Annotated in this window: 20 protein-coding genes; 15 read left to right on the forward strand and 5 right to left on the reverse strand. The window is 74.4% G+C overall.

The features are described from left to right. The first annotated feature begins 28 nt into the window (after positions 1-28). Entirely contained in the window at positions 29-1,456 is a 1,428-nt protein-coding gene (argH, locus tag JE024_RS28630; protein WP_205376868.1) for an argininosuccinate lyase, read from the forward strand. Between the two features lie 18 nt (positions 1,457-1,474). Here argH and JE024_RS28635 read toward each other — a convergent pair whose 3' ends face one another. After that, positions 1,475-1,981: an HAD domain-containing protein gene (locus JE024_RS28635; protein ID WP_205376869.1), complete on the reverse strand. Its 507-nt coding sequence runs from the start codon at positions 1,979-1,981 to the stop codon at positions 1,475-1,477. A gap of 61 nt (positions 1,982-2,042) precedes the next feature. Next, positions 2,043-2,561, reverse strand: coding sequence for a hypothetical protein (locus JE024_RS28640; RefSeq protein WP_205376870.1), 519 nt, complete (start codon positions 2,559-2,561; stop codon positions 2,043-2,045). Positions 2,562-2,672: 111 nt separating this feature from the next. Here JE024_RS28640 and JE024_RS28645 point away from each other — a divergent pair, with 111 nt between their 5' ends. From JE024_RS28645 to JE024_RS28655, 3 genes are read left to right on the forward strand one after another with little or no spacing between them, the layout of a single operon-like run. Then, a complete protein-coding gene (locus JE024_RS28645; protein ID WP_205376871.1) occupies positions 2,673-4,013 on the forward strand; it encodes a BTAD domain-containing putative transcriptional regulator in 1,341 nt (446 codons plus the stop codon). 38 nt (positions 4,014-4,051) lie between these two features. Continuing rightward, complete coding sequence (locus JE024_RS28650) at positions 4,052-4,600, forward strand: TetR/AcrR family transcriptional regulator (protein ID WP_205376872.1); 549 nt, start codon at positions 4,052-4,054, stop codon at positions 4,598-4,600. Next, positions 4,597-6,138: an MFS transporter gene (locus tag JE024_RS28655; RefSeq protein WP_205376873.1), complete on the forward strand. Its 1,542-nt coding sequence runs from the start codon at positions 4,597-4,599 to the stop codon at positions 6,136-6,138. Before JE024_RS28650 ends, JE024_RS28655 begins: the two co-directional genes overlap by 4 nt. Positions 6,139-6,331: 193 nt before the next feature. Here the strand turns inward: JE024_RS28655 and JE024_RS28660 are convergent, their stop codons facing one another. Next, complete coding sequence (locus JE024_RS28660; protein ID WP_205376874.1) at positions 6,332-7,003, reverse strand: lysophospholipid acyltransferase family protein; 672 nt, start codon at positions 7,001-7,003, stop codon at positions 6,332-6,334. Between the two features lie 242 nt (positions 7,004-7,245). On the opposite strand from JE024_RS28660, the gene JE024_RS28665 reads away from it, so the two are divergent. The 3 genes from JE024_RS28665 to JE024_RS28675 all read left to right on the forward strand — a co-directional run bounded on the left by JE024_RS28665 (position 7,246) and on the right by JE024_RS28675 (position 9,642). Further along, positions 7,246-8,406, forward strand: coding sequence for a glycerophosphodiester phosphodiesterase (locus JE024_RS28665; protein WP_205376875.1), 1,161 nt, complete (start codon positions 7,246-7,248; stop codon positions 8,404-8,406). Positions 8,407-8,540: 134 nt separating this feature from the next. After that, positions 8,541-9,101, forward strand: a complete 561-nt coding sequence (locus JE024_RS28670; protein ID WP_205376876.1) for a sigma-70 family RNA polymerase sigma factor — start codon at positions 8,541-8,543, stop codon at positions 9,099-9,101. Positions 9,102-9,138: 37 nt separating this feature from the next. Beyond that, positions 9,139-9,642: a GNAT family N-acetyltransferase gene (locus tag JE024_RS28675; protein ID WP_205376877.1), complete on the forward strand. Its 504-nt coding sequence runs from the start codon at positions 9,139-9,141 to the stop codon at positions 9,640-9,642. Between the two features lie 45 nt (positions 9,643-9,687). On the opposite strand, the gene JE024_RS28680 is transcribed toward JE024_RS28675, so the two are convergent. Further along, positions 9,688-10,119: a hypothetical protein gene (locus tag JE024_RS28680; RefSeq protein ID WP_205376878.1), complete on the reverse strand. Its 432-nt coding sequence runs from the start codon at positions 10,117-10,119 to the stop codon at positions 9,688-9,690. Between the two features lie 2 nt (positions 10,120-10,121). Further along, the gene (locus tag JE024_RS28685; protein WP_205376879.1) at positions 10,122-10,481 is read right to left on the reverse strand and encodes a hypothetical protein; all 360 of its coding nucleotides are present in this window, start codon (positions 10,479-10,481) and stop codon (positions 10,122-10,124) included. A 639-nt stretch (positions 10,482-11,120) separates the two neighbouring features. On the opposite strand from JE024_RS28685, the gene JE024_RS28690 reads away from it, so the two are divergent. The 8 genes from JE024_RS28690 to JE024_RS28725 all read left to right on the forward strand — a co-directional run bounded on the left by JE024_RS28690 (position 11,121) and on the right by JE024_RS28725 (position 22,308). Continuing rightward, complete coding sequence (locus tag JE024_RS28690) at positions 11,121-12,182, forward strand: methionine ABC transporter ATP-binding protein (RefSeq protein ID WP_205376880.1); 1,062 nt, start codon at positions 11,121-11,123, stop codon at positions 12,180-12,182. Next, positions 12,179-12,850 carry a methionine ABC transporter permease gene (locus JE024_RS28695; RefSeq protein ID WP_205376881.1) on the forward strand — a complete coding sequence of 224 codons (672 nt, stop codon included), beginning with the start codon at positions 12,179-12,181 and terminating at the stop codon, positions 12,848-12,850. Before JE024_RS28690 ends, JE024_RS28695 begins: the two co-directional genes overlap by 4 nt. Before the next feature lie 69 nt (positions 12,851-12,919). Continuing rightward, complete coding sequence (locus JE024_RS28700) at positions 12,920-13,780, forward strand: MetQ/NlpA family ABC transporter substrate-binding protein (RefSeq protein WP_205376882.1); 861 nt, start codon at positions 12,920-12,922, stop codon at positions 13,778-13,780. Positions 13,781-13,998: 218 nt separating this feature from the next. Continuing rightward, entirely contained in the window at positions 13,999-14,646 is a 648-nt protein-coding gene (locus JE024_RS28705; protein WP_205376883.1) for a GNAT family N-acetyltransferase, read from the forward strand. A gap of 131 nt (positions 14,647-14,777) precedes the next feature. Further along, positions 14,778-16,013 (forward strand): precorrin-6y C5,15-methyltransferase (decarboxylating) subunit CbiE, encoded by a 1,236-nt coding sequence (gene cbiE, locus JE024_RS28710; protein ID WP_205376884.1) that lies wholly within the window; start codon positions 14,778-14,780, stop codon positions 16,011-16,013. A gap of 394 nt (positions 16,014-16,407) precedes the next feature. Beyond that, positions 16,408-20,007, forward strand: coding sequence for a nicotinate-nucleotide--dimethylbenzimidazole phosphoribosyltransferase (cobT, locus tag JE024_RS28715; protein ID WP_205376885.1), 3,600 nt, complete (start codon positions 16,408-16,410; stop codon positions 20,005-20,007). A gap of 178 nt (positions 20,008-20,185) precedes the next feature. After that, positions 20,186-21,415 carry a uroporphyrinogen-III C-methyltransferase gene (gene cobA, locus JE024_RS28720; RefSeq protein WP_205376886.1) on the forward strand — a complete coding sequence of 410 codons (1,230 nt, stop codon included), beginning with the start codon at positions 20,186-20,188 and terminating at the stop codon, positions 21,413-21,415. A gap of 74 nt (positions 21,416-21,489) precedes the next feature. Continuing rightward, positions 21,490-22,308: a TrmH family RNA methyltransferase gene (locus tag JE024_RS28725; RefSeq protein ID WP_205376887.1), complete on the forward strand. Its 819-nt coding sequence runs from the start codon at positions 21,490-21,492 to the stop codon at positions 22,306-22,308. Positions 22,309-22,362 lie beyond the last annotated feature (54 nt).

The raw sequence follows: 22,362 nt of genomic DNA on the forward strand, positions 1-22,362 counted from the left end.
ACACCCGAACCTTCCAGGAGCTTGAACTGTGAGCAGCAACACCGGTGACGTCCGGCTCTGGGGCGCACGCTTCGCCGACGGCCCCGCAGAGGCGCTGGCCAAGCTGTCCGCCTCGGTGCACTTCGACTGGCGCCTCGCCCCGTACGACATCGCCGGCTCCCGCGCGCACGCCCGGGTCCTGCACAAGGCGGACCTGCTCACCGACGACGAGCTCGCGCGCATGCTCGACGGGCTCGACCGGCTGGAGGCGGACGTCGCCTCCGGCGAGTTCACCGGCACCGTCGCCGACGAGGACGTCCACACCGCCCTCGAACGCGGACTGCTGGAGCGCCTCGGCCCGGACCTCGGCGGCAAGCTGCGCGCCGGCCGGTCCCGCAACGACCAGGTCGCCACGCTCTTCCGGATGTACCTGCGCGACCACGCCCGGGTCATCGGCGGTCTGATCGCCGAGCTCCAGGACGCCCTCGTCTCCCTCGCCGAGGCCCACCCGGACGTCGCCATGCCCGGCCGCACCCACCTCCAGCACGCCCAGCCGGTGCTCTTCGCCCACCATGTGCTCGCGCACGTCCAGTCGCTGTCCCGGGACGCCGAGCGGCTGCGGCAGTGGGACACCCGCACGGCCGTCTCCCCGTACGGTTCCGGCGCCCTGGCCGGCTCCTCGCTCGGGCTCGACCCGGAGGCCGTCGCCAGGGACCTCGGCTTCGAGCGCGGCTCGGCGGGCAACTCCATCGACGGCACGGCCTCCCGCGACTTCGTCGCGGAGTTCGCCTTCATCACGGCGATGATCGGTGTCGACCTCTCCCGGATCGCGGAGGAGGTCATCATCTGGAACACGAAGGAGTTCTCCTTCGTCACCCTCCACGACGCCTTCTCCACCGGCTCGTCGATCATGCCGCAGAAGAAGAACCCCGACATCGCCGAGCTCGCCCGGGGCAAGTCCGGCCGTTTGATCGGCAACCTCACGGGGCTGCTCGCGACCCTCAAGGCGCTGCCCCTCGCGTACAACCGCGACCTCCAGGAGGACAAGGAGCCCGTCTTCGACTCCTGCGACCAGCTGGAGGTCCTGCTCCCCGCCTTCACCGGCATGATGGCCACGCTCACGGTCCACCGGGAGCGCATGGAGGAGCTGGCCCCGGCCGGCTTCTCGCTCGCCACCGACGTCGCCGAGTGGCTGGTCAAGCAGGGTGTGCCGTTCCGGGTGGCGCACGAGGTGGCCGGCGGGTGCGTCAAGGAGTGCGAGCGGCACGGGATCGAGCTGGACCAGCTCACCGACGAGCAGTTCGCCAAGATCTCCGAGCACCTGACGCCCGAGGTGCGCACGGTGCTCGACGTCCCCGGCGCCCTCGCCTCCCGCAGCGGCCGCGGCGGCACCGCCCCCTCGGCCGTGGCCGTCCAGCTCAACGAGGTCAAGGCCGACCTGGTGATACAGCACGCCTGGGCCGACGCCAAGAAGTAGCCTCCGCGGGGGCGGGCCCTACAGCGCCGCCCCCCAGTCGGCGAGTGCGTCGAAGTCGGGCCGGGTCAGCCCGATCCGCTCGTCGACGCGCAGGAGCAGCGCCTCGGCGAGGTGGTGCTGCCCGACGTACTCGCGGTCGAGGTCCGTGATGTCGTCGTCGATCCACGCGAACGGGCGCCCGGGGGCGTACCGGAGGATGTACTGCGTCTTCCAGAACGTCCCCCGCGGCGCCCGTCCGTGCATCTGCGGCCAGTCGACGAAGGGCAGTTCGGGCAGCCCGATACGGGGTCCTATCCAGGTGTTGGCCTCGTCCTTCCAGGTCGTCGCCCACACCAGCTCGTACCAGCGCGTCAGCTTCAGCAGCTCCGCCCCGTGACCGGGGTGGAGCCACACCCGCAGCGGCTTGCCGTCTGTCCAGCCGGTGGGCCGCATCCGGTGGGTGGTGTAGCCCCCGGGCCGCCGTTCCGGCTGGGCGGCATAGGGGTTCAGCGGTCCGTCGACGTCGATCAGCAGCAGCGGTTTCACCGGGTGTCCTTCGCAGGGGGCCATGGGCCCCGAGCGGGCCGTGGCGGCGGTGCCCGGACGGTCAGTCGATCTGCGCGCAGATGTCCGTGCGCGAACCGTGCGCCATGGTCACGGACTTGTGGCCGTCGGGGCCGATCTCCATTGTGTAGACGCCGTCCACGATGTACAGCCCGCGCGGAAGATTGCCCAGACCCTCGCCGACGCCCACCAGGACGGGGCCGAGGACCTTCCAGGACTGGGAGCCGTCGGTGCCGTACCCGACGAGGGCGGAGCCGCTCGCGTCCGCGTCGTGGAAGGCGCCGCTCGCGGTGTTGGTGACACGGACGACGAGGTCGCCCCGGTAGGCGACGGTCTCGGGCGAGCCGTCCGGGTGGCGGGTGAGCACCCGCCGGACCACCTCGTCCACCAACGGTTCGCCGTGCACCGCGAAGTCGCAGCGCACACCGGCCGCCACGTCCCACGGCGCGGACGGCGCCGGTTCCCAGCCGGGCAGGCCGGACGCGGGGGCGGCTGCCGCGGGCGCCGCGCCGCCGGCGGCGAGGGCGGCGAATGCCGTGAGGGCGATGAGCGTACGTCCCATGAACAACTCCGAGCCGTGGGTACCGGATGGGTCGGCAGGAGCCTCGCGTCCCCCGCTCACCACGTGCTCACCACGCCGGGGCGGGAGACCGGGCCGTAGGCTCCCCGTCCCATGGAGTTCCAGTTGCTCGGGCCCTTCGAGGCCCGCCACGACGGACGCCCGGTGTCCGTCGGGCGGCGCAGGCAGGAGCGGTGCCTCCTCGCGGTGCTGCTGCTCGACGCGGGCCGGATGGTGACCACGGCCCGGCTGATCGACCTGCTGTGGGGCGGCGCCCCGCCCGCGTCGGCGCGGGGCACGGTCCACACCTATGTCGGCCGGCTGCGCGGCGCGCTCGGCCCGTACGGAGTCGCCCTGGAGACGGTGGGGGACGGCTACCGGGTGGACACGGGCCCCCACACCGTCGACGTCCACGACTTCACCGGCCTCGTGCGCCGCGCGGGCCGCGCGGCGGAGCCCGTCCGCCGGGTGCGGCTCTACGACGAGGCCCTCGCGCTCTGGCGCGGGCCGCTGCTCGCGGACACCGCCGACGGCGCGCTGCGCCAGCGCCTCGGCGAGGGCCTCGCGGGGCTGCGGCTGACGGCCCTGGAGGAGCGCGCGGCCGAGCACCTCGGACTGGGCCTGCACGACCGGGTGATCGGCGACCTGACCGCGCCGGCGGCGGAGCATCCGGACCGGGAGCGGCTCGTTGCCGCGCTGATGACGGCGCTGCACCGCGCCGGGCGCCAGGCACAGGCCCTGGAGCTGTACCGAAGGACCCGGCTGGCGCTGGTGGACGGGCTCGGCATCGAGCCCGGCAGCGTGCTCCGGAGCCTGCACGGGCGCATCCTCCACGGCGACCCCGGCCTCGACCGCCCCGCGGCGCCGCTGCACGCCGTGCGGGTCGGCGGCGAGTGGCTGCCCTGGACGACGAGCGGGCACCCCGCCCTGGAGTTCTGCAACACCTTCGCCGGCTGGGGCGCGCCGCCGCTGCCGGGCTCGGAGTGGCTGCGGAGGTTCGGCACGCTCGCGGTCTGGGCCGGGCACCACGGTCTGGCGGAGGAGTGGGCCGTGGCCGGCCTGCTGCGCACGGCGGCCGAGCGGCCCCGGGAGGCGGCCGGCGCGCTCGCGAGGGCCCGCGGCTTCCGGGAGCGCCTGTACGCGTGCCTCACCGCCCCCGACGACGTGCGGGCGTTCCAGGAGGTGGCGGCGGTCGTGGACGAGGCCGCCGCGCACGGCGTCTTCGTCCGCGGCGACGACGGCCTCGGGCACTGGCGGACGAGGCCCGCGGCCGGGCTGGAGCTGCCGCTGTACGCCGTGGCCCGCAGCGCGGCCGGGCTGCTCGCGGAGCCGCGGCGGCTGCTGGTCCGGGCCTGCCCCGGGGAGGGGTGCGGCTGGCTCTTCCTCGACGAGAGCGGCCGCCGCCGGTGGTGCAGCCTGCGCACCTGCGGCGGAGCCGGGACAGCCACGCATTGAATGAGACACTGATGTCTCACATGGGCTAGTCTTGTCTCATGGCCATGGATCGTGAACAGGTGCTGCGCACCGCCGCCGCCGTGCTGTCCCGCAAATCGACCGCCACGATGGACGAGGTCGCCCGGGCGGCCGGCATCGGCCGCGCCACCCTGCACCGCCACTTCGCGGGCCGGGACGCTCTCGTCCGGGCGCTGGAGGCGCTCGGCATCCGGGAACTGGAGGGCGCCCTGGACCGGTCGCGCCTCGACGACGGCCCCGCGGCCGACGCGCTGCGGCGCCTGATCGGCGAGGTGCAGCCCGCCGCGGATCTGCTGGCCTTCCTCTACACCGAGAACCAGCTCTTCGAGGGCGAGGTCGACGAGGGCTGGGCCCGGCTCGACGCCCGGCTGTCCGACCTCTTCCGGCGGGGCCAGGAGCGGGGCGAGTTCCGTATCGACCTCACCCCCGCCTGGCTCACCGAGGCGCTCTACGGCCTCGTGGGCTCCGGAGCCTGGGCCGTGATGGACGGCCGGGTGGCCCAGAAGGACTTCCAGTACATGATCGCCGAGCTGCTGCTCGGCGGAGCACGACGGAGCGTGGACACATGAGCAGGACCCTCACCGGACCCGAGGCGGCGCAGGAACTGAGCCGTCCGGCGCGCTGGCTGGCCCTGGCCGTCCTGGTGCTGGCCGTGCTGCTGGTGGCCGTCGACGCCACCGTCCTCGGCCTCGCCACCCCGTTCCTCAGCGAGGACCTCCAGCCGACCGGCAACCAGCTCCTGTGGATCGGCGACGTCTACTCGTTCGTCATCGCGGGCCTGCTCGTCTCCATGGGCAGCCTCGGCGACCGCATCGGCCGCAAGAAGCTGCTGCTCTGCGGCGCGGTCGCGTTCGGCGCGGTGTCCGTGCTCAACGCGTACGCCACCACCCCCGAGATGATGATCGTGGCGCGGGCGCTGCTCGGTGTCGCCGGTGCCACTCTGATGCCGTCCACCCTGGCGCTGATCCGCAACATCTTCCACGACCCCAGGGAGCGCAGCCTCGCGATCGGCATCTGGGGCGCCGCCGCCTCCGCCGGCGCGGCCGTCGGACCGGTCGTCGGCGGATTCCTGCTGGAGCACTTCTGGTGGGGCTCCGTCTTCCTGATCAACCTGCCCGTGATGGCCGTCCTCGTGGTCGTCGGCGTCAAGCTGCTGCCCGAGTCGAAGAACCCGGCGCGCGGCCCCTGGGACCTGGCCAGCGTCGGCCTGTCGCTGGTCGGCATGGTCGGCGTGGTGTACGCGATCAAGGAGGCGGCGAGCCACGGGCCGAGCTGGGGCGCGGGCGCGGCGGCCGTCGTCGGCGTCGCCGCGCTGTACGGCTTCGTCCGCCGCCAGTTCACCCTGGCCGCGCCGCTGCTCGACATGCGGCTGTTCCGGCACCGGGGCTTCTCCGGCGCCGTCCTCGCCGACCTGCTGACCATCCTCGGACTGTCGGGACTGGTCTTCTTCCTGTCGCAGTTCCTGCAACTCGTCCAGGGCCGGGAGCCGTTCGAGGCGGGGCTCGCGGAACTGCCCGCCGCCGTCGGGGCGGTGGCCACCGGACTCGTCGCCGGCGTCATGGCCCGGCGGTTCTCGGTGCGCGCGGTGGTGGCCGGCGGGCTCGCCGCGGTCGGCGTCGCGCTCGGCGTCCTCACCCTGATCGACCAGTCGACCGGCTACCCGCTGCTCGGGGTGTCGCTGCTGGTGGTCGGCGCGGGCGCGGGGTTCTCGTTCACCGTCACGGCCGACGTGATCCTCTCCAGCGTCCCCTCGGAGCAGGCGGGCTCCGCCTCCGCGGTCTCCGAGACGGCCTACGAACTGGGCGCCGCGCTCGGGATCGCGCTGCTCGGCTCCATCGTCACCGGCGTCTACCGGGGGTTCGCCACCCCGGCCGGCACCCCGGCGGACGTCGCGTCGGCGGCCCACGAGTCCCTCGGCGGCGCGGTGGAGGCGGCGGGCGCGCTGCCGGGCGAACAGGCGTCGGCCCTGCTGGCCGCCGCCCAGGACGCCTTCACCGACGGCCTGCGGGTCGCCGCGGGCGTGGGCTCCGCGGTCCTGCTGGCCACGGCGGTCGCGGCCTGGTTCCTGCTGCGCGGCCAGAAGCTGGGCGACACCGTCGAGCACTGACGGGGGCGCCGGCGGCACCGCGCACCGGGGCCCGGCCGTGCGCCGCGCACCGGGGCGCCGTCACCGGACACCGCGCGCCGGGGCGGGCCGGACACCGCGCGCCTCCGCGCGCCTCCGCGCGCCGGGCGCGCGTGCGCGCGCATGCCGACGGGCCGGGGTCTTCTCGACCCCGGCCCGTCGGCATGCGCCCGTGTCAGGCCGCCTTGGCCTTGGTGGCGTACATGTCCACGTACTCCTGCCCGGACAGCCGCATGACCTCGCTCATCACCGAGTCGGTCACCGCGCGCAGCACGTAGCGGTCGCGGTCCATGCCCTCGTAGCGGGAGAACTCCATCGGCTCGCCGAAGCGCACCGTGACCTTGCCCGGCCGCGGCAGACCGGCGCCGCCGGGCTGGAGCTTGTCGGTGCCGATCATCGCGAAGGGCACCACCGGGGCACCCGTCATCAGGGTCAGCCGGGCGATGCCGGTGCGGCCCCGGTACAGGCGGCCGTCGGGGGAGCGGGTGCCCTCCGGGTAGATGCCGAAGACCCTGCCCTCCTCCAGCACCCGCCGGCCGGTCATCAGGGCGGCCACGCCGCCGTTGGCGCCGTCCCGGTCGACGGGGATCATGCCGCAGCCGGTGAAGAACCACGCCATCGCGCGGCCCTTGAGGCCCTTGCCGGTCACGTACTCGTCCTTGCCGATGAAGTACACGGCGCGGTCGGTCACCAGCGGCAGGATCATCGAGTCGATGAAGGTGAGGTGGTTGCCGGCGAGGATCACCGGACCGGTCCCCGGAATGTTCTCGGCGCCTTCCACCCGGGGGCGGAACATCAGACGCAGGATCGGCCCGAGCACTGCCTTGATGAGCGTCAAGCGGGACAACGGGTCCTCCGTGTCGTGGGACGGGCCATGGGGCCGGGTCGGTGGGCTGCCGGTCCGGTTCGGTGCAGGTGAGGACGATACTCGCGGGTCGTGCCCGCCCGCACATCGGGTTCACCGAGCCGATACGCGGTGTTGACGTGTGTTCCCGCCCTGTTCGTACGCGGTCTGCCGCCCGTAGGGCAGGGCTGCCTACCATCGGGCGTCGCTCGACAGGTGCGGGAGATCACATGGAGGAACGTTTCATGACACAGGGGACGAGCAGCGGTCCGGCACGCCGGTCGGTGCTGGGTGCGGCGGTTCTCGGCACGGCGGCGGCGGGCGTCGTCGCGGGCGCGGGCGCGGCGCACGCCGCGGAGGCGGGGAGCGGCCGGGGCGGCCGGCCGGCCGGCCGCGGCCTGCCCGTGCCGGCCGTGATCGCGCACCGGGGAGCGAGCGGGTACCGGCCCGAGCACACGCTCGGCGCCTACCAGTTCGCGCTCGACATGGGCGCCGACGTCATCGAGCAGGACCTGGTGCCCACCAGGGACGGCCATCTCGTATGCCGTCACGAGAACGACATCACGGGGACCACGGACGTCGCCGACCACCCCGAGTTCGCGGGGCGCAGGACCACCAGGTCCGTCGACGGCGTCAGCCTCACCGGCTGGTTCACCGAGGACTTCACCCTCGCCGAGCTCAAGACCCTGCGCGCCACCGAGCGCATCCCGGGCACCCGGCAGGAGAACACCCTCTACGACGGCCGCTGGGCCGTGCCGACCTTCGAGGAGGTGCTGCGCTGGGCCGACCGGGAGGGCCGCCGGCGCGGGCGCCCGGTGTGGCTGCACGTCGAGACCAAGCACCCCACCTACTTCCGTGACATCGGCCTCGGCCTGGAGGAGCCGCTGGCCAGGCTGCTGCGGCGGTACGGGCGCGACCGCCGCGACTCCCCGGTCTTCCTCCAGTCCTTCGAGCCCACCAGCATGCGCCGGATGGCGCGCCTGGTGTCCTCGCCGCGGGTGGTCCTGCTCTCCGGACCGGCCTCCCGGCCCTGGGACTTCGTCCGGTCGGGCGACCCCCGCACGGTCGCGGACCTCGTCCGCCCCGAAGGGCTGGCGTGGATCGCCTCGTTCGCGCAGGGCATCGGCCCGACCCTGGACCTGGTCGTCCCCCGGGACGCGTCCGGCCGGCTGACCGAGCCCACCTCGCTGGTGCGCGACGCCCACGCGCGGGACCTGCTCGTCCACCCGTACACCCTGCGCAACGAGAACAGCTTCCTGCCCGCCGACTTCCGCCGCGGCACCGACCCGAACGCCTACGGCGACGTGTTCGGCGCCTACCGGGTCTACTTCGCCACCGGGATCGACGGCATCTTCACCGACAACCCGGACACCGGCCTGCTGGCCGCCGCCGACCACCGCGCGTGATCGCACGGCCCGCTCCGCCCTGATCCGGGCGGAAGCCCGAGGCGCCCCGGCAACGCCGGGGCGCCTCCCACTCGTCCGGGTGAGGCCGGCCGCGCGCGGAAACCACCGCGCCACCGCCGTACGTCACGCCGGGTATGACCGTTGCCGAGATTCCCGCCGCCGCACCCGCACCCGCCCCCGTCGCCGGTGTCGTGGGCGCCCTGCGCGACCTGGTGAGCGCCGAGGCCACCGCCGAGGCACCCGGCGCCGCGGTGGAGGCCCGCGACCTCGAACAGGCCGTCTGGCTGCGGCTCCTGGAGCGCCTCGACGCCGACGCGGGGCCGCCGCCGGACGCCGCCCGGTGGGTCAGGGCGACGGTACGGGCGGAGGCCCGCCGTGCCCGCCGCACCGCCGCGCGGGAACTGCCGTACCGTCACGAGCCCGCCGCCGACCCGGCCGCGGGCCCCGAGCGGGCCGCGCTGCGCTCGGAACGGCGGCGCGTGGTGCGGGCGGCCGTCGCCCGCACCCCGGGGAACTGCCCCCGCCTGCTCACCGCGATGCTCGCCCCCGAGGACCCCACCTACCGGGAAATCGCAGGGACGTTGGGTATCTCACAGGGGAGTCTGGGGCCGATGCGTTCCCGATGCCTGGGATGTCTGCGCAGAATGCTCGCGGCAGAGGTTGCAGCTCCTGAACATCGGGGAAGGGAGCGGTAGACAACCGGTGGAACAGGTGAGCGGGAGGCATGCGCACATGGGCATGAGCGTGACCATCTCAGCGGCGACCGAGGACGACGCGGAGCACATCCTCAAACTGCAGTTTCTGTGCTACCAGAGCGAGGCCGAGCTCTACGGCGACTACGGCATCGAGCCCCTCACCCAGACGCTCGCCGACCTCCGCCGGGAGCTCGCCGAGGGGCACGCGCTGGTCGCCCGCCTCGGCGGCGAGGTGGTCGCCTCCGTCCGCGGCCGGGTCGACGACAGCGGCACGGCGAGCATCGCCAAGCTCATCGTCCACCCGCGGATGCAGCGTCACGGTCTCGGCGGCCGGCTGCTCGACGCGATCGAGGAGCGTTTCGCCGGCGACGCCCGGGCCGAGCGCTTCCGGCTGTTCACCGGTCACCGCAGCGAGAGCAACCTGCGCCTCTACCGCAGCCGCGGCTACGTCCCCGTCGCGACCGAGCAGGCCGGCCCGCGGCTGACCCTGGTCACGCTGGAGAAGGAGTCCTCGCGGGGCGCGTACGCGGCCAGCGCCTGACCCGCCGGGCCCGTGCCCGGGCAGCCGCCGCCGGGCGGCGGCTGCTCAGGCGTTCCGGGCCCGCCGCAGCCAGACCATCCCGGTCACCGGCAGCAGCACCGGGATGAAGACGTAGCCCATGCCGTACTCGGACCACACGGTCGAGTCGGGGAAGGCCGACGGGTCCACCAGCGTCCACGTCCCGACGATCAGCACACCGGCCAGCTCCGCCGCACAGCACACCAGCGCCGCCCTGCGGGCCTTCTCGCCGCCCCGCACCAGCGTGTAGGTGATGAAGGCGTACACCACGGCGGCGACCGCCGAGAGCACATGGGCGAGCGGTGCGCTGCCGAAGTCGGTCAGGATCTGGTAGACGGAGCGCGACACCGCGCCGACCGACATCACGCCGTAGAGCCAGACCAGCAGCAGCCCCGGCCCGGTGACCAGCCTGCTCCGCCCCGCGGCGGGGGCGTTCGGGTCGGTGGTCGTCCCTGTCATCGTCAGCCTCCCCAGATGTCGTGGAGCCGTACTTCGAGGACGGCGAGGACCACCGCTCCCGCGGCCACGGTCGCCGAGCCCCAGCGGGTGCGTTCGCCGAGCGACAGGAAGCCGGCCGCGGGCACGGCCAGGGCCGAACCGATCAGGTACGCCAGGAAGATCGCGACGGACTCGGCGGGCTCCTCGCCGCGCGCCAGCTGCACGATGCCCACGACCAGCTGCGCGAGGGCGAGGACCGACACCACGGCGATGCCGATGAAGTGCCAGTCCTTGGTGGGCTGGTCGCGGTAGGCGGCGTGGCCGCACCACGCGGCGAGGGCGAGCGCGGTCACGGCCACCGCGATCGTCAGGGCGTCGAGCATGGGCTCGAGCGTATTACGCGCCGCACCCCCGGCCGCGCCCGCCCCCGCGCGGGGCCCGTCCGGTTCCGGCCCGCCCCGCCCGGGCCCGCCGACCCCCGCTGTCCCGCCGCGAGGTGCCGATCGGCCTCCCGGGCGGTCCGGTGGGTGGTATCGGCCACAGCGGGGCACCCCCGCGCCGACCCCCGAAGGGGTCGACGGGGCGCGTCCGCGCAGGTGGGAGCGGGTGTGGGCGCCGCGTGCCGGCAGCAGCCCGCGTCCACATGTCGCACACCCGATGTCCGAATAGCGGACGTGGCCGGTTCTCTCGTATGCCTGTCTGCTTTACTTGCAGCCATGACCACGACGAGCAGCCGCACCCTTGCGACCGAGGCGAACACGACGCCCGGTGCTCGTTGTCTGTGTCGAATGCGCGCCTTCTGAGGGCCCCTGCCTGAGCCTCGCGCCCCGAAGCGAGACCGACAGCCGCGCCGCGTCCGACCGTCCCCGGAACCACGGAGTACGTCTCGGAGCGAGCCTGCCCCGCGCACGCGTTGACCCCGGCCACCAGCCGGACAGCCGTGCCCGCAGAGGACTGTCCGACCCGAAATGCCCCGTGCCCGGCGGACACCGCGCCGCGCACTCGACAGTGACGGAAACCCTGTGATCACCACTACGGGCCTGACCAAGGTCTACTCATCGCGAGGCCGCGACGTCACCGCCCTGGACGGCGTCGACCTGCACGTCCGCGAGGGCGAGGTCTTCGGCGTCATCGGACAGAGCGGCGCCGGCAAGTCCTCCCTGATCCGCTGCGTCAACCTGCTGGAGCGCCCGACCTCCGGCACCGTGACCGTCGACGGCCGGGACCTCACCGCGCTCGCCGGCCGGGGCCGCCGCGCCCCGAAGGACCTCCGCGAGGCGCGCACCCGCATCGGCATGGTCTTCCAGCACTTCAACCTGCTGTCCTCGCGCACGGTCAAGGACAACGTCGAACTCCCGCTGGAGATCCTCGGCGTCTCCGGCGCCGAACGCTCCCGCAAGGCGCTCGAACTCCTCGACCTCGTGGGCCTCGCCGACAAGGCCCGCGCCTACCCCGGTCAGCTCTCCGGCGGTCAGAAGCAGCGCGTCGGCATCGCCCGCGCCCTCGCCGGCGACCCCAAGGTGCTGCTCTCCGACGAGGCCACCAGCGCCCTCGACCCCGAGACCACCCGTTCCATCCTCCAGCTGCTGCGCGACCTCAACCGCCAGCTCGGCCTGACCGTGCTGCTCATCACGCATGAGATGGACGTCGTGAAGACGGTCTGCGACTCCGCGGCCCTGATGAGGAAGGGAAGGATCATCGAATCCGGCACCGTGAGCGAACTGCTCGCCACCCCAGGCTCCGAACTCGCCCACGAGCTGTTCCCCGTGAGCGGTGACGCCACCGGCCCGGACCGGACCGTCGTCGACGTCACCTTCCACGGCGAGGCGGCCACCCAGCCGGTGATCTCCCAGCTCTCGCGCACCTACAACATCGACATATCGATCCTCGGCGCGGCGATGGACACCGTCGGCGGCCGGCAGATCGGACGGATGCGCATCGAGCTGCCCGGCCGCTACGAGGAGAACGTCGTGCCCATCGGCTTCCTGCGCGAACAGGGCCTCCAGGTCGACGTGGCCGGCGACCCCGCCGCGGCGGCCGTCCCCGCCCAGGGCCCCGCGCTCGCCGAGGAGGTCGCGAAGTGACCTGGTCCCAGATGCAGCCCCTGCTCACCCAGGGCACCCTCGACACCCTCTACATGGTGCTGTGGTCCACCGTCGTCACGGTGGCCGGCGGACTCCCGCTCGGTGTGCTGCTCGTCCTCACGGACAAGGGCGGCCTGCTCCAGAACACCCCGGTGAACAAGGTCGTCGGCGTGATCGTGAACATCGGCCGCTCGCTGCCGTTCATCATCCTGCTGATCGCCCTGATCCCATTCACCACGCTGGTCGTCGGCACCTTCATCGGCCCCACCGCCATGATCGTGCCGCTCGCCGTCGGCGCCATCCCCTTCTTCGCCCGGCTGGTCGAGACGGCCATCCGCGAGGTGGACCACGGCCTCGTCGAAGCCGTCCAGTCCATGGGCGGATCGGTGGCCACCATCGTCCGCAAGGTGCTGCTCCCGCAGGCCCTGCCCTCGCTGGTCGCCGCCGTCACCACCACCGTGATCGTCCTCGTCGGCTACTCGGCGATGGCGGGCGCGGTCGGCGGCGAAGGGCTCGGCTCCAAGGCCGTGACCTACGGATTCCAGCGCTTCGAGACCCAGTTCATGCTGATCACCGTGGTGATCCTGATCGCTCTGGTGACCATCGTGCAGCTCCTCGGCGACGGCGTCGTACGCCTCCTCGCCCGGCGCGGTCGCGCCGCGGGCTGACCCGCTCCACCCCCAGCGCCCGCACTCCTTGTCCGGGCGTCGCACCACCAATGGAAAGAGGCACTCTTCGTGCGCAAGAACATCAAGCTCACCGCCGCGGCCGCGGCCACCGCCGCGCTCGCCCTCGGCCTGACCGCCTGCGGCACCGCGTCCGACCCGAACTCCGGCGGCGACGCCGGCGGCAAGGCCGACGAGTCCAAGGCCCTGGTCGTCGCGGCGTCCCCGACGCCGCACGCCGACATCCTGAACTTCGTCAAGGAGAACCTGGCCGCCGACGCCGGGCTCAAGCTGGAGGTCAAGGAGTTCACGGACTACGTCCTGCCGAACACCGCCACCCAGCAGGGCCAGGTCGACGCCAACTACTTCCAGCACAAGCCGTACCTGGACGACTTCAACAAGAAGAACAAGACGACCATCGCCCCCGTCGTCAACGTCCACCTGGAGCCGCTCGGCCTCTACTCCAAGAAGGCCGGTGCCGTCGCCGACATCAAGGCCGGGCAGACCGTCGCCGTCCCCAACGACACCACCAACGAGGGCCGCGCGCTCCACCTGCTCGCCGACAACGGCCTGATCACCCTCAAGGACGGCGTCGGCACCGACGCCAAGCTCTCCGACATCGCCGACGCCAAGGGCCTGAAGTTCAAGGAGCTGGAGGCCGCCACGCTGCCCCGCGCCCTGAACGACGTCGACGCCGCCGTCATCAACGGCAACTACGCCATCGAGGCCGACCTCAAGCCCGCCACCGACGCGCTGGTGCTGGAGAAGGCGGAGGGCAACCCCTACGCCAACTTCCTCGCCGTGAAGGACGGCAACCAGGACGACCCGCGCGTGCAGAAGCTCGCGAAGCTGCTGAACTCGCCCGAGGTGAAGAAGTTCATCGAGGACAGCTACCAGGGCTCCGTCGTCGCCTCCTTCGGCGCCGCCCGGTAGACGGACCGCGAGGCCGCTCGGCGCCGGCCCCGGACGCCCCCGCGGGCGTCCGGGGCCGGCGCCGTACCGCACCCGGCCATGCACGGCCCGCGACCGATGTTGCATGCTGTGTCCTGGAAGCTGTTGTCCGGCGGAAGTTGGGCAACAGCTTCTTACGGCTACGGCCCGCACGCGCCCACGGCAACCAGCAACGAGCAACGACCACCGACGGTCCCGGCATGGAGCAGCGCATGACTCACACCTTCCCGGACGTGTCCATCAGCACGGAGCGGTTGGTGCTGCGCCCCTTCGAGGACGCCGACATCCCGGCGCACACCGAGATGATGAACGACGAGATGGTCACCGCGTGGACCACGGCGCCCCATCCGTACACCGCCCGCGACGCCGAGCGGTGGGTCCGCGACCACGCGCCCGCGGAGCGCACCGAAGGGCGAGGAATCGTCTTTGCGGTCACCGAGTTCCTCACCCAGCGGCTCGTCGGCATCGTCCACCTCCGCAACACCGACTGGCGCCTGCTCGCCACCGAGGTCTCCTACGTCACCGCGCCGTGGGCGCGCGGTGAGGGGTACGCCACCGAGTCCGTGCTCGCCGTCGCGCAGTGGCTCTTCCGGGACCGCCGCTTCGAGCGCATGGAACTGCGCACGGCGGCCGGCAACACCGCCTCCCAGCAGGTCGCCCAGAAGGCCGGCTGCATCAGCGAGGGCGTGCTCCGCAACGCCTGGACCGTGCGCACCCGCCCCGACGACGGCACCGGCGGCTGGACGGAGGTCCGCACCGATCTGATCGTGTGGAGCCTCCTCCCGGAGGACCTGGAGGCCGACCGCATGGTGGAGGCCGGCTACGCCTCCTACACCGACTGGAACTGACGTCCACCGGGACGGCCGTCCGCCGAATCCTTCCCGCACCGGGGCCCGCCCCGGGGACCGGTACCCTCACCGTGCGGAACACCCACCGCCGGTACACCCCCCGCCTGCGACGACACCAGGAGACTGACGCGATGGCCGACCGGGTCACGGTGATCGGATGGGACGGTTCGCCGCTCACCCGCGCGGCCACGTCCGCGCTCTCCGCGGCCACCCTGGTGGCCGGCGCCGCCCACCACCTGGACCTGCCCGAGGTGCCGCGGGACGCCGAGCGCATCCGCCTCGGCAGCGTCGACCTCGCCGCCCGGCGCATCGCGGGCCACCGCGGCAGCGCCGTCGTCCTCGCCGACGGCGACCCCGGCTTCTTCGGCGTCGTCCGCACCCTGCGGGCGCCCGAACACGGGCTGGAGGTCGAGGTGGTCCCCGCCGTCTCCTCCGTCGCCACCGCCTTCGCCCGGGCCGGCATGCCGTGGGACGACGCCCTGGTCGTCGTCGCCCACCAGCGCACCCTGCGCCGCGCCGTCAACGTCTGCCGCGCCCACCCCAAGGTCGCCGTTCTCACCTCCCCCGGAGCGGGCCCCGCCGAACTGGCCCTGCTGCTCGACGGAGTCCACCGCACCTTCGTCATCTGCGAGGAACTGGGCACCGCCCGCGAGCAGGTCACCGTGCTCACCTCCGACAAGGCCGCCGACCACGTCTGGCGCGATCCCAACGTCGTGATCGTCGTCGGCGGATCCGGGACCGTCACGGGCACCTCCCGCTCCGGCGCCGGCTGGATCGCCGGCCGGGAGCCCGGCTACCCGCCGCCCGTGCGCGGCTGGGCCCTGCCGCCGGAGGAGGACGAGCGCCACACGCCGCCGCGCGAGGGCGAGTACGCCGGGCTCCGCGCGGCCCAGCTCGCCCGACTCGGCCCGCGCACCGGTGACCTGGTCTGGGACATCGGATGCGGAGGCGGCGCGCTCGCCGCGGAGGCCGCCGGATTCGGCGCCGCGGTCATCGCGGTCGACGCGGACGCCGACGCCTGCCGGCGCACGGAGGCACGGGCCCGCCGCCACGGCGTACAGGTGCAGGTCGTGGCGGGCCGCGCCCCGCACGTACTGGAACGCCTGCCCGAACCGGACGTCGTACGGATCGGCGGCGGGGGAGTGCCCGTCGTGACCGCCGTCGCCGACCGCAGGCCGCAGCGCATCGTCACCCACGCCTCCACCCGCGACGAGGCCGAGGCGGTCGGCGCCGCGCTCGCCGCGGGCGGCTACGAGGTCGAGTGCGCCCTGCTCCAGTCCGTTGAACTCGACACCGCCGACTGGACCGAGAGCGAGCGCACCGTGGTCTTCCTCCTTTGCGGCCGGCACCCCGACGCCGCGTCCTGACGGCGCAAACGCGGATACTCCGAGCACCGGCGTAGCGCTGCTCACAACTCGGGCCCAACCCCCACTTCCGGCACGCCGGAGGGTAGGCTGGCCGATCGTCGTACCGCGCCCGAACGTCTGCCGATCGATCGGCCGATGTCCGGAAATAGGGGGTCACTTCGACCCCTGTTCGTGGTACGCCGGAACCGGGGGGTCGCGCGACGTGGCGCAGCCCACAGCGGACCGCGGCGGATCTTGCTGCCGTGGTGGCGAACGACGGCGACAATGCAATGGGGTCGGGGGTCGATCGTGCCGCGCGGCGCACACGCTCGTTGTTGTTCACGGGCGTCAGGTGTGCCGGTCGGACGTCCCGGGCGATGGGCGAAGGAGCACAACCGATGGGCGAGGGGTACGCATGACTGACACCGGCCAGGTCTCGGGCGAGGGGCTGCCGGAGAACGCAGGCATGGTGGAGCAGCCGGGCGTCCCCGCCCAGGGCGCCTACACCTACCTCGAACCCTCCGGACACACCTCCGAGGAAGACGACCTGCTGCTGATGCCCGGCGCCCAGGGCGCCTGGAGCGAGCACCAGCACACGGCGCCCGCACCGGCCCCCGTCCACCACGGGGCGCCCGCCGCCGACCAGTACGCGCCGGCGCCCGCCGCCGTTCAGCACGCGGTGCCCGCCGGCGTCCCGCAGCACGGCAGCGGCGAGTACCTGATGGACCCGCAGGCCGGATACGACTACGCCCACGCCGCCCACCAGGGCGAGGGCGCCGCGGCCTTCCAGGAGCCGGCCCCCGGCTTCACCCGGGTCGCCACGGCGGCGGACAGCGCGCTCCACGCACTCGACGGCACCCCGGCGCCCGCGGAGCAGCAGGCCCACCGGCTCTCCGCGGAACCGCTCGCCCAGGTGCAGGGGACCATGTCCGTCGTCCCCGGCATCGCCCCCGGCCCGCCGGTCCAGGAGCCCGCGCCGGACGCCGCGTTCGCGCCGCAGCCGGCCGGGCAGGAGCAGGGCGCGTTCCCGGACGCCCCCGCACAGGGTGCCGCGCCCGTCGCCGGGCAGCCCCCGGCCTTCGAGGCCGGACAGCCCGCGCCCGGCGAGGCGTTCGCCGCCGCGCCCGAACAGGCGGCCCCCGCCGAGGCGTTCGCCGCCGCACCGGCCGCCCACGAGACCGGTGCCCACGAGGCGGGCGGCCGGGACTCCGGCTCGGTCGACCTCGGTGCCGTCCGCACCCCCGCCGCCGCCACCTCGGCCATGCCGACGCCGCCCCCGGCCCGGCGGCCCCTGCACATGGGCCCGCCCGTCCCGGAGGCCAACAGCGGCGTGGTGCGTTCGCTCGCCGACCGCGGCCCCGCGGGCACGCCCCCGCACCCGATGACGGTGCGCACGGCGCCCGCCCCCCAGCACACGGGGGTGGAGTACCTCGACGTGGCGCGCGAGGCGACCGCGGAGGAGCTGCCGGGACCGCAGCTCGGGGAGATCCCGCCGCAGGCGGGCGCTCCGTGGGACCCGCAGCCGCCCCAGCAGGAGGCGCCCGCAGCAGAAACGGTCGTCCCTCAGCCCGCCGCCGAACCGCAGGCCGCCCCGGAGGCCGCCGTGCCGGCCCCGCGCGAGGGCGACCCCCAGCCGGTCCAGGCGCCCGAGGCGGAGGCGCCCGCCGCCGAGGCGCCTCAGGCCCCCGAGCCCGCCTCCGCCCCGGTGGAGACGGTCCCGCAGCCGGAGCCCGTCGTGCCCGCCGAGGCCCCCGGGGCACCGGAGCCCGTCGCACCGGCCGCCGACGCCCCCGAGGCCGTCGCCGACCCGGCGGCCGAGGCACCCGCGCAGACCCCGGCCGAGCCCGTCGAGGCGCAGCCCGCGCCCGCCGAGGCGCCCGAGCCCGTCCAGCAGCCGCAGGCCGAGGCCCCTCAGGCCGTCGAGCCCGCCGCTCCGGCGGAGACGGCCCCGTCCCCGGAGCCGGTCGCGCCCGCGGCCCCCGAGGCCCCCGAGGCCCACGCCCCGGATGCTCAGCCCGTCACCGAGCCCGTCGCCGCCGAGGCGCCTCAGGCCCCCGCCCCGGAGGCCGTTCCCGCCCCGGTGGAGACGGTCCCGCAGCCGGAGGCCGTCGTGCCCGCCGAGGCCCCCGGGGCACCGGAGCCCGTCGCACCGGCCGCCGACGCCGCCGGCACCCCCGCCGCCCCCGTGGCCGAGCCGCTCGCCGAGGCGCCCGCGGCCGACGCCGCCCCGGAGCAGGAGGACGCCCCCGCGGCCGGCTCCGCGCCCGCCCCGGAGGCCGTCACCCCGCCCGCGCCCGGCTACGACGACGCCGAGCGCGAGGCCGTGCTGCGCGTGATGCGCGAGCGCCGCGACATCCGCAACGGCTTCCGCAGCGACCCGATCCCGCACGAGGTGCTGCTGCGCGTCCTGGAGGCCGCGCACACCGCGCCCAGCGTGGGCCACTCCCAGCCCTGGGACTTCGTGGTCATCCGCTCGGCGGAGACCCGCCGCACCATGCACGAACTCGCCCAGCGCCAGCGCGAGGCGTACGCGAAGTCGCTGCCCAAGGGCCGGGCCAAGCAGTTCAAGGAACTGAAGATCGAGGCCATCCTCGACACCCCGGTCAACATCGTCGTCACCGCCGACCCCACCCGCGGCGGCCGCCACACCCTCGGCCGGCACACCCAGCCGCAGATGGCGCCCTACTCCTCGGCGCTGGCCGTGGAGAACCTCTGGCTCGCCGCCCGCGCCGAGGGCCTCGGCGTCGGCTGGGTCTCGTTCTTCGACGAGCGCGAGATGGTCCGCACCCTCGGCCTGCCCGACCACCTCGAAGTGGTGGCCTACCTCTGCGTCGGCTACGTCGACGAGTTCCCGGAGGAGCCCGAGCTGATGCAGGCGGGCTGGTCCAAGCGCCGCCCGCTGTCCTGGGTCGTCCACGAGGAGACGTACGGCCGCCGGGCACTGCCCGGCGAGGAGCCGCACGACCTGCTCCAGGAGACGGTCACCAACATCCGCCCCCTGGACGCCAAGGCCCTCGGCGAGGCGTGGGAGCGCCAGAAGCGGATGACCAAGCCGTCCGGCGCGCTCGGCATGCTGGAGATCATCTCCGCGCAGCTCAGCGGCCTGTCCCGGATGTGCCCGCCGCCGGTCCCGGAGCCCGCCGCCGTCGCGATCTTCGCGGGCGACCACGGGGTGCACGCCCAGGGCGTCACCGCCTGGCCCCAGGAGGTCACCGGCCAGATGGTCGCCAACTTCCTCGGCGGGGGAGCGGTCTGCAACGCCTTCGCCAACCAGGTCGGCGCCGAGGTCTGCGTCATCGACGTGGGCGTGGCCTCCGACCTGCCCGCCACCCCCGGACTGCTGCCCCGCAAGGTCCGCGCCGGCACCGCCGACTTCACCACCGGCCCCGCGCTCACCCGCGACGAGGTGTTCGCCGCCATCGAGGTCGGCATCGAGACCGCCCGCGACCTGGTGGCCGCCGGCAACAAGGCCCTGCTCACCGGCGAGATGGGCATCGCCAACACCACCGCGTCCGCCGCGCTGATCTCCGTCTACACCGGGGCCGACCCGGCGGAGATCACCGGCCGGGGCACCGGCATCAACGACGCGATGCACGCCCGCAAGGTCGACGTGGTGCGCCGCGCCCTCGAACTGCACCGCCCCGACCCCGCCGACCCCGTCGGCGTGCTCGCGGCGGTCGGCGGCCTGGAGCACTGCGCCCTGGTCGGCCTGATCCTCGGCGGCGCATCGCTGCGCACCCCGGTCGTCCTCGACGGCGTCAGCACCGGGGCCGCGGCCCTCGTCGCCCGCGCCATCGCCCCCGAGGCACTGGCCGCCTGCATCGCGGGCCACCGCAGCGCCGAGCCCGGCCATGTGGCCGCCCTCGGCAAGCTCGGCCTGCGCCCGCTGGTCGACCTCGACCTGCGCCTCGGCGAGGGCACGGGCGCCCTGCTGGCGCTCCCGATCGTGCAGAGCGCGGCCCGCGCCATGCACGAGGTGGCGACCTTCGACTCGGCCGGCGTCACGGAGAAGTAGCCTCCGGGTGCCGTCCGGCCCGCCCGGCCGGACGGCACCGTGCCGGGCGAGGCCCCGCCGCCGCCCGGCCGTACCCTGGTGGCCAGGCCGTGTCCCCACGGCCCTGGCGTCCCCATCAGCCGCTCCACCGCCGCAGCGGCCCCGCTCACGCATCACCCGCACGAGGAGCCGCACCGCCATGCCCGAGTCCGCCGAGCACCCCGCGTACCCCGTCGGCCTGCGCCTGTCCGGGCGGCGCGTCGTCGTCATCGGCGGTGGCCAGGTCGCCCAGCGCCGTCTGCCCGCCCTGGTCGCCGCGGGCGCGGAGGTCACCCTGGTCTCCCCGTCGGCCACCCCGTCCGTCGAGGCCATGGCCGAGACCGGCGAGATCGGCTGGACCCGCCGGCGGTACGAGGAGGGCGACCTCGCGGAGGCCTGGTACGTGCTCGTCGCCACCGGCGACCCCGAGGCCAACGCCCGCGCCTCCGCGGAGGCCGAGCGGTCCCGGATCTGGTGCGTCCGCAGCGACGACGCCGAGGCCGCGACCGCCTGGACGCCCGCCACCGGCCGCAGCGAGGGCGTCACCGTCGCCGTGCTCACCGGCCGCGACCCGCGCCGCTCGGCGGCCGTGCGGGACGCCATCGTCGAAGGGCTGCGCGACGGCAGCATCGCCGCGCCCCACGTCCGCGCCAAGGCGCCGTCGGTCGCGCTGGTCGGCGGCGGCCCCGGCGACCCCGACCTGATCACCGTCCGCGGCCGCCGGCTGCTCGCCGAGGCCGACGTCGTCATCGCCGACCGCCTCGGACCGCGCGACCTGCTCGACGAACTCCCGCCGCACGTCGAGGTGATCGACGCGGCCAAGATCCCCTACGGCCGGTTCATGGCCCAGGAGGCCATCAACAACGCCCTCGTCGAGCACGCCAAGGCGGGCAAGGCCGTCGTCCGCCTCAAGGGCGGCGACCCGTACGTCTTCGGCCGCGGCATGGAGGAGGCCCAGGCGCTCGCCGAGGCCGGCATCCCCTGCACCGTCGTCCCCGGCATCTCCAGCTCGATCTCGGTGCCGTCGGCCGTCGGCATCCCCGTCACCCACCGGGGCGTCGCCCATGAGTTCACCGTGGTCAGCGGGCATGTGGCGCCCGACGACCCGCGCTCCCTGGTCGACTGGCAGTCCCTCGCCCGGCTGCGCGGCACCCTGGTCGTCCTGATGGGCGTCGACAAGATCGGCGCCATCGCCGAGGCCCTCGTCACCCACGGCAAGGACCCGGCGACCCGGGTCGCCCTGGTGCAGGAGGGCACCACCGCCGCCCAGCGCCGGGTGGACGCCACCCTGGCGACCGTCGCCGAGACCGTGCGCGCCGAGGAGGTGCGGCCGCCGGCCGTCATCGTCATCGGTGACGTCGTCGGCGTCGGCGTCCCGCCGCTGTCCTGAGCGGCGGCCCCGCCTCCCGGGCGGCCGGCGCACCCGCCGCCCCCTTGACCGCACCACCGAGAGAGCAGCAGCCCGTGGCCGAGATCATCACCCTCGACGACCCCGACGACCCGCGCGTGGCCGACTACACCGGCCTCACCGACGTCGAGCTGCGGCGCCGGCGCGAGCCCGCGGAGGGCCTGTTCATCGCCGAGGGCGAGAAGGTGATCCGCCGCGCGGCGGACGCCGGCTACCGGATGCGGTCGATGCTGCTGACCCCGAAGTGGGCCGAGGCCATGGGCGACGTCATCGACGCCGCCGACGCCCCCGTCTACGTCGTCGAGCCCGCGCTCGCCGAACGGGTCACCGGCTACCACGTCCACCGGGGCGCCCTGGCCTCCATGGCCCGCAAGCCCCTCCCGGACGCGGCCGGACTGCTCCGCACGGCCCGCCGGGTGGCCGTCATGGAGGCGGTCAACGACCACACCAACATCGGCGCCATCTTCCGCAGCGCCGCCGCGCTGGGCATGGACGCCGTGCTGCTCTCCCCGGACTGCGCCGACCCGCTGTACCGCAGGTCGGTGAAGGTCTCCATGGGCGCGGTCTTCTCCGTCCCCTACGCCCGGCTCGATTCCTGGCCCGGCGGGCTGGAGACGGTCCGGGAGGCGGGCTGCCGGCTGCTCGCCCTCACCCCCGACGAGCGGGCCGTCTCCCTCGACGAGGCGGCCCCGCACCGGCTGGACAAGGTGGCGCTGATGCTGGGCGCGGAGGGCGACGGCCTCTCGGCCAGGGCCCTGGCGGCCGCCGACGAACTCGTCCGCATCCCCATGGCCCACGGCGTCGACTCGCTCAACGTGGGGGCCGCGGCCGCGGTCGCCTTCTACGCCGTGGCCACCGGACGCCCCACGGCCTGACCACCGGGCCGGGACGCCCCACCGGCCGAGCACCGGGGCCGGGACCGGTTGGGT

The organism is Streptomyces zhihengii (assembly GCF_016919245.1).
Taxonomy (GTDB): domain Bacteria; phylum Actinomycetota; class Actinomycetes; order Streptomycetales; family Streptomycetaceae; genus Streptomyces; species Streptomyces zhihengii.

Coding starts and splice junctions, on each gene's coding strand:
- JE024_RS28640 (WP_205376870.1), bottom strand. CDS start 2,561: ATGGGACGTACGCTCATCGCCCTCACGGCATTCGCCGCCCTCGCCGCC.
- JE024_RS28645 (WP_205376871.1), top strand. CDS start 2,673: ATGGAGTTCCAGTTGCTCGGGCCCTTCGAGGCCCGCCACGACGGACGC.
- JE024_RS28650 (WP_205376872.1), top strand. CDS start 4,052: ATGGCCATGGATCGTGAACAGGTGCTGCGCACCGCCGCCGCCGTGCTG.
- JE024_RS28655 (WP_205376873.1), top strand. CDS start 4,597: ATGAGCAGGACCCTCACCGGACCCGAGGCGGCGCAGGAACTGAGCCGT.
- JE024_RS28665 (WP_205376875.1), top strand. CDS start 7,246: ATGACACAGGGGACGAGCAGCGGTCCGGCACGCCGGTCGGTGCTGGGT.
- JE024_RS28670 (WP_205376876.1), top strand. CDS start 8,541: ATGACCGTTGCCGAGATTCCCGCCGCCGCACCCGCACCCGCCCCCGTC.
- JE024_RS28675 (WP_205376877.1), top strand. CDS start 9,139: ATGGGCATGAGCGTGACCATCTCAGCGGCGACCGAGGACGACGCGGAG.
- JE024_RS28680 (WP_205376878.1), bottom strand. CDS start 10,119: ATGACAGGGACGACCACCGACCCGAACGCCCCCGCCGCGGGGCGGAGC.
- JE024_RS28685 (WP_205376879.1), bottom strand. CDS start 10,481: ATGCTCGACGCCCTGACGATCGCGGTGGCCGTGACCGCGCTCGCCCTC.
- JE024_RS28705 (WP_205376883.1), top strand. CDS start 13,999: ATGGAGCAGCGCATGACTCACACCTTCCCGGACGTGTCCATCAGCACG.
- cbiE (WP_205376884.1), top strand. CDS start 14,778: ATGGCCGACCGGGTCACGGTGATCGGATGGGACGGTTCGCCGCTCACC.
- cobT (WP_205376885.1), top strand. CDS start 16,408: ATGACTGACACCGGCCAGGTCTCGGGCGAGGGGCTGCCGGAGAACGCA.
- cobA (WP_205376886.1), top strand. CDS start 20,186: ATGCCCGAGTCCGCCGAGCACCCCGCGTACCCCGTCGGCCTGCGCCTG.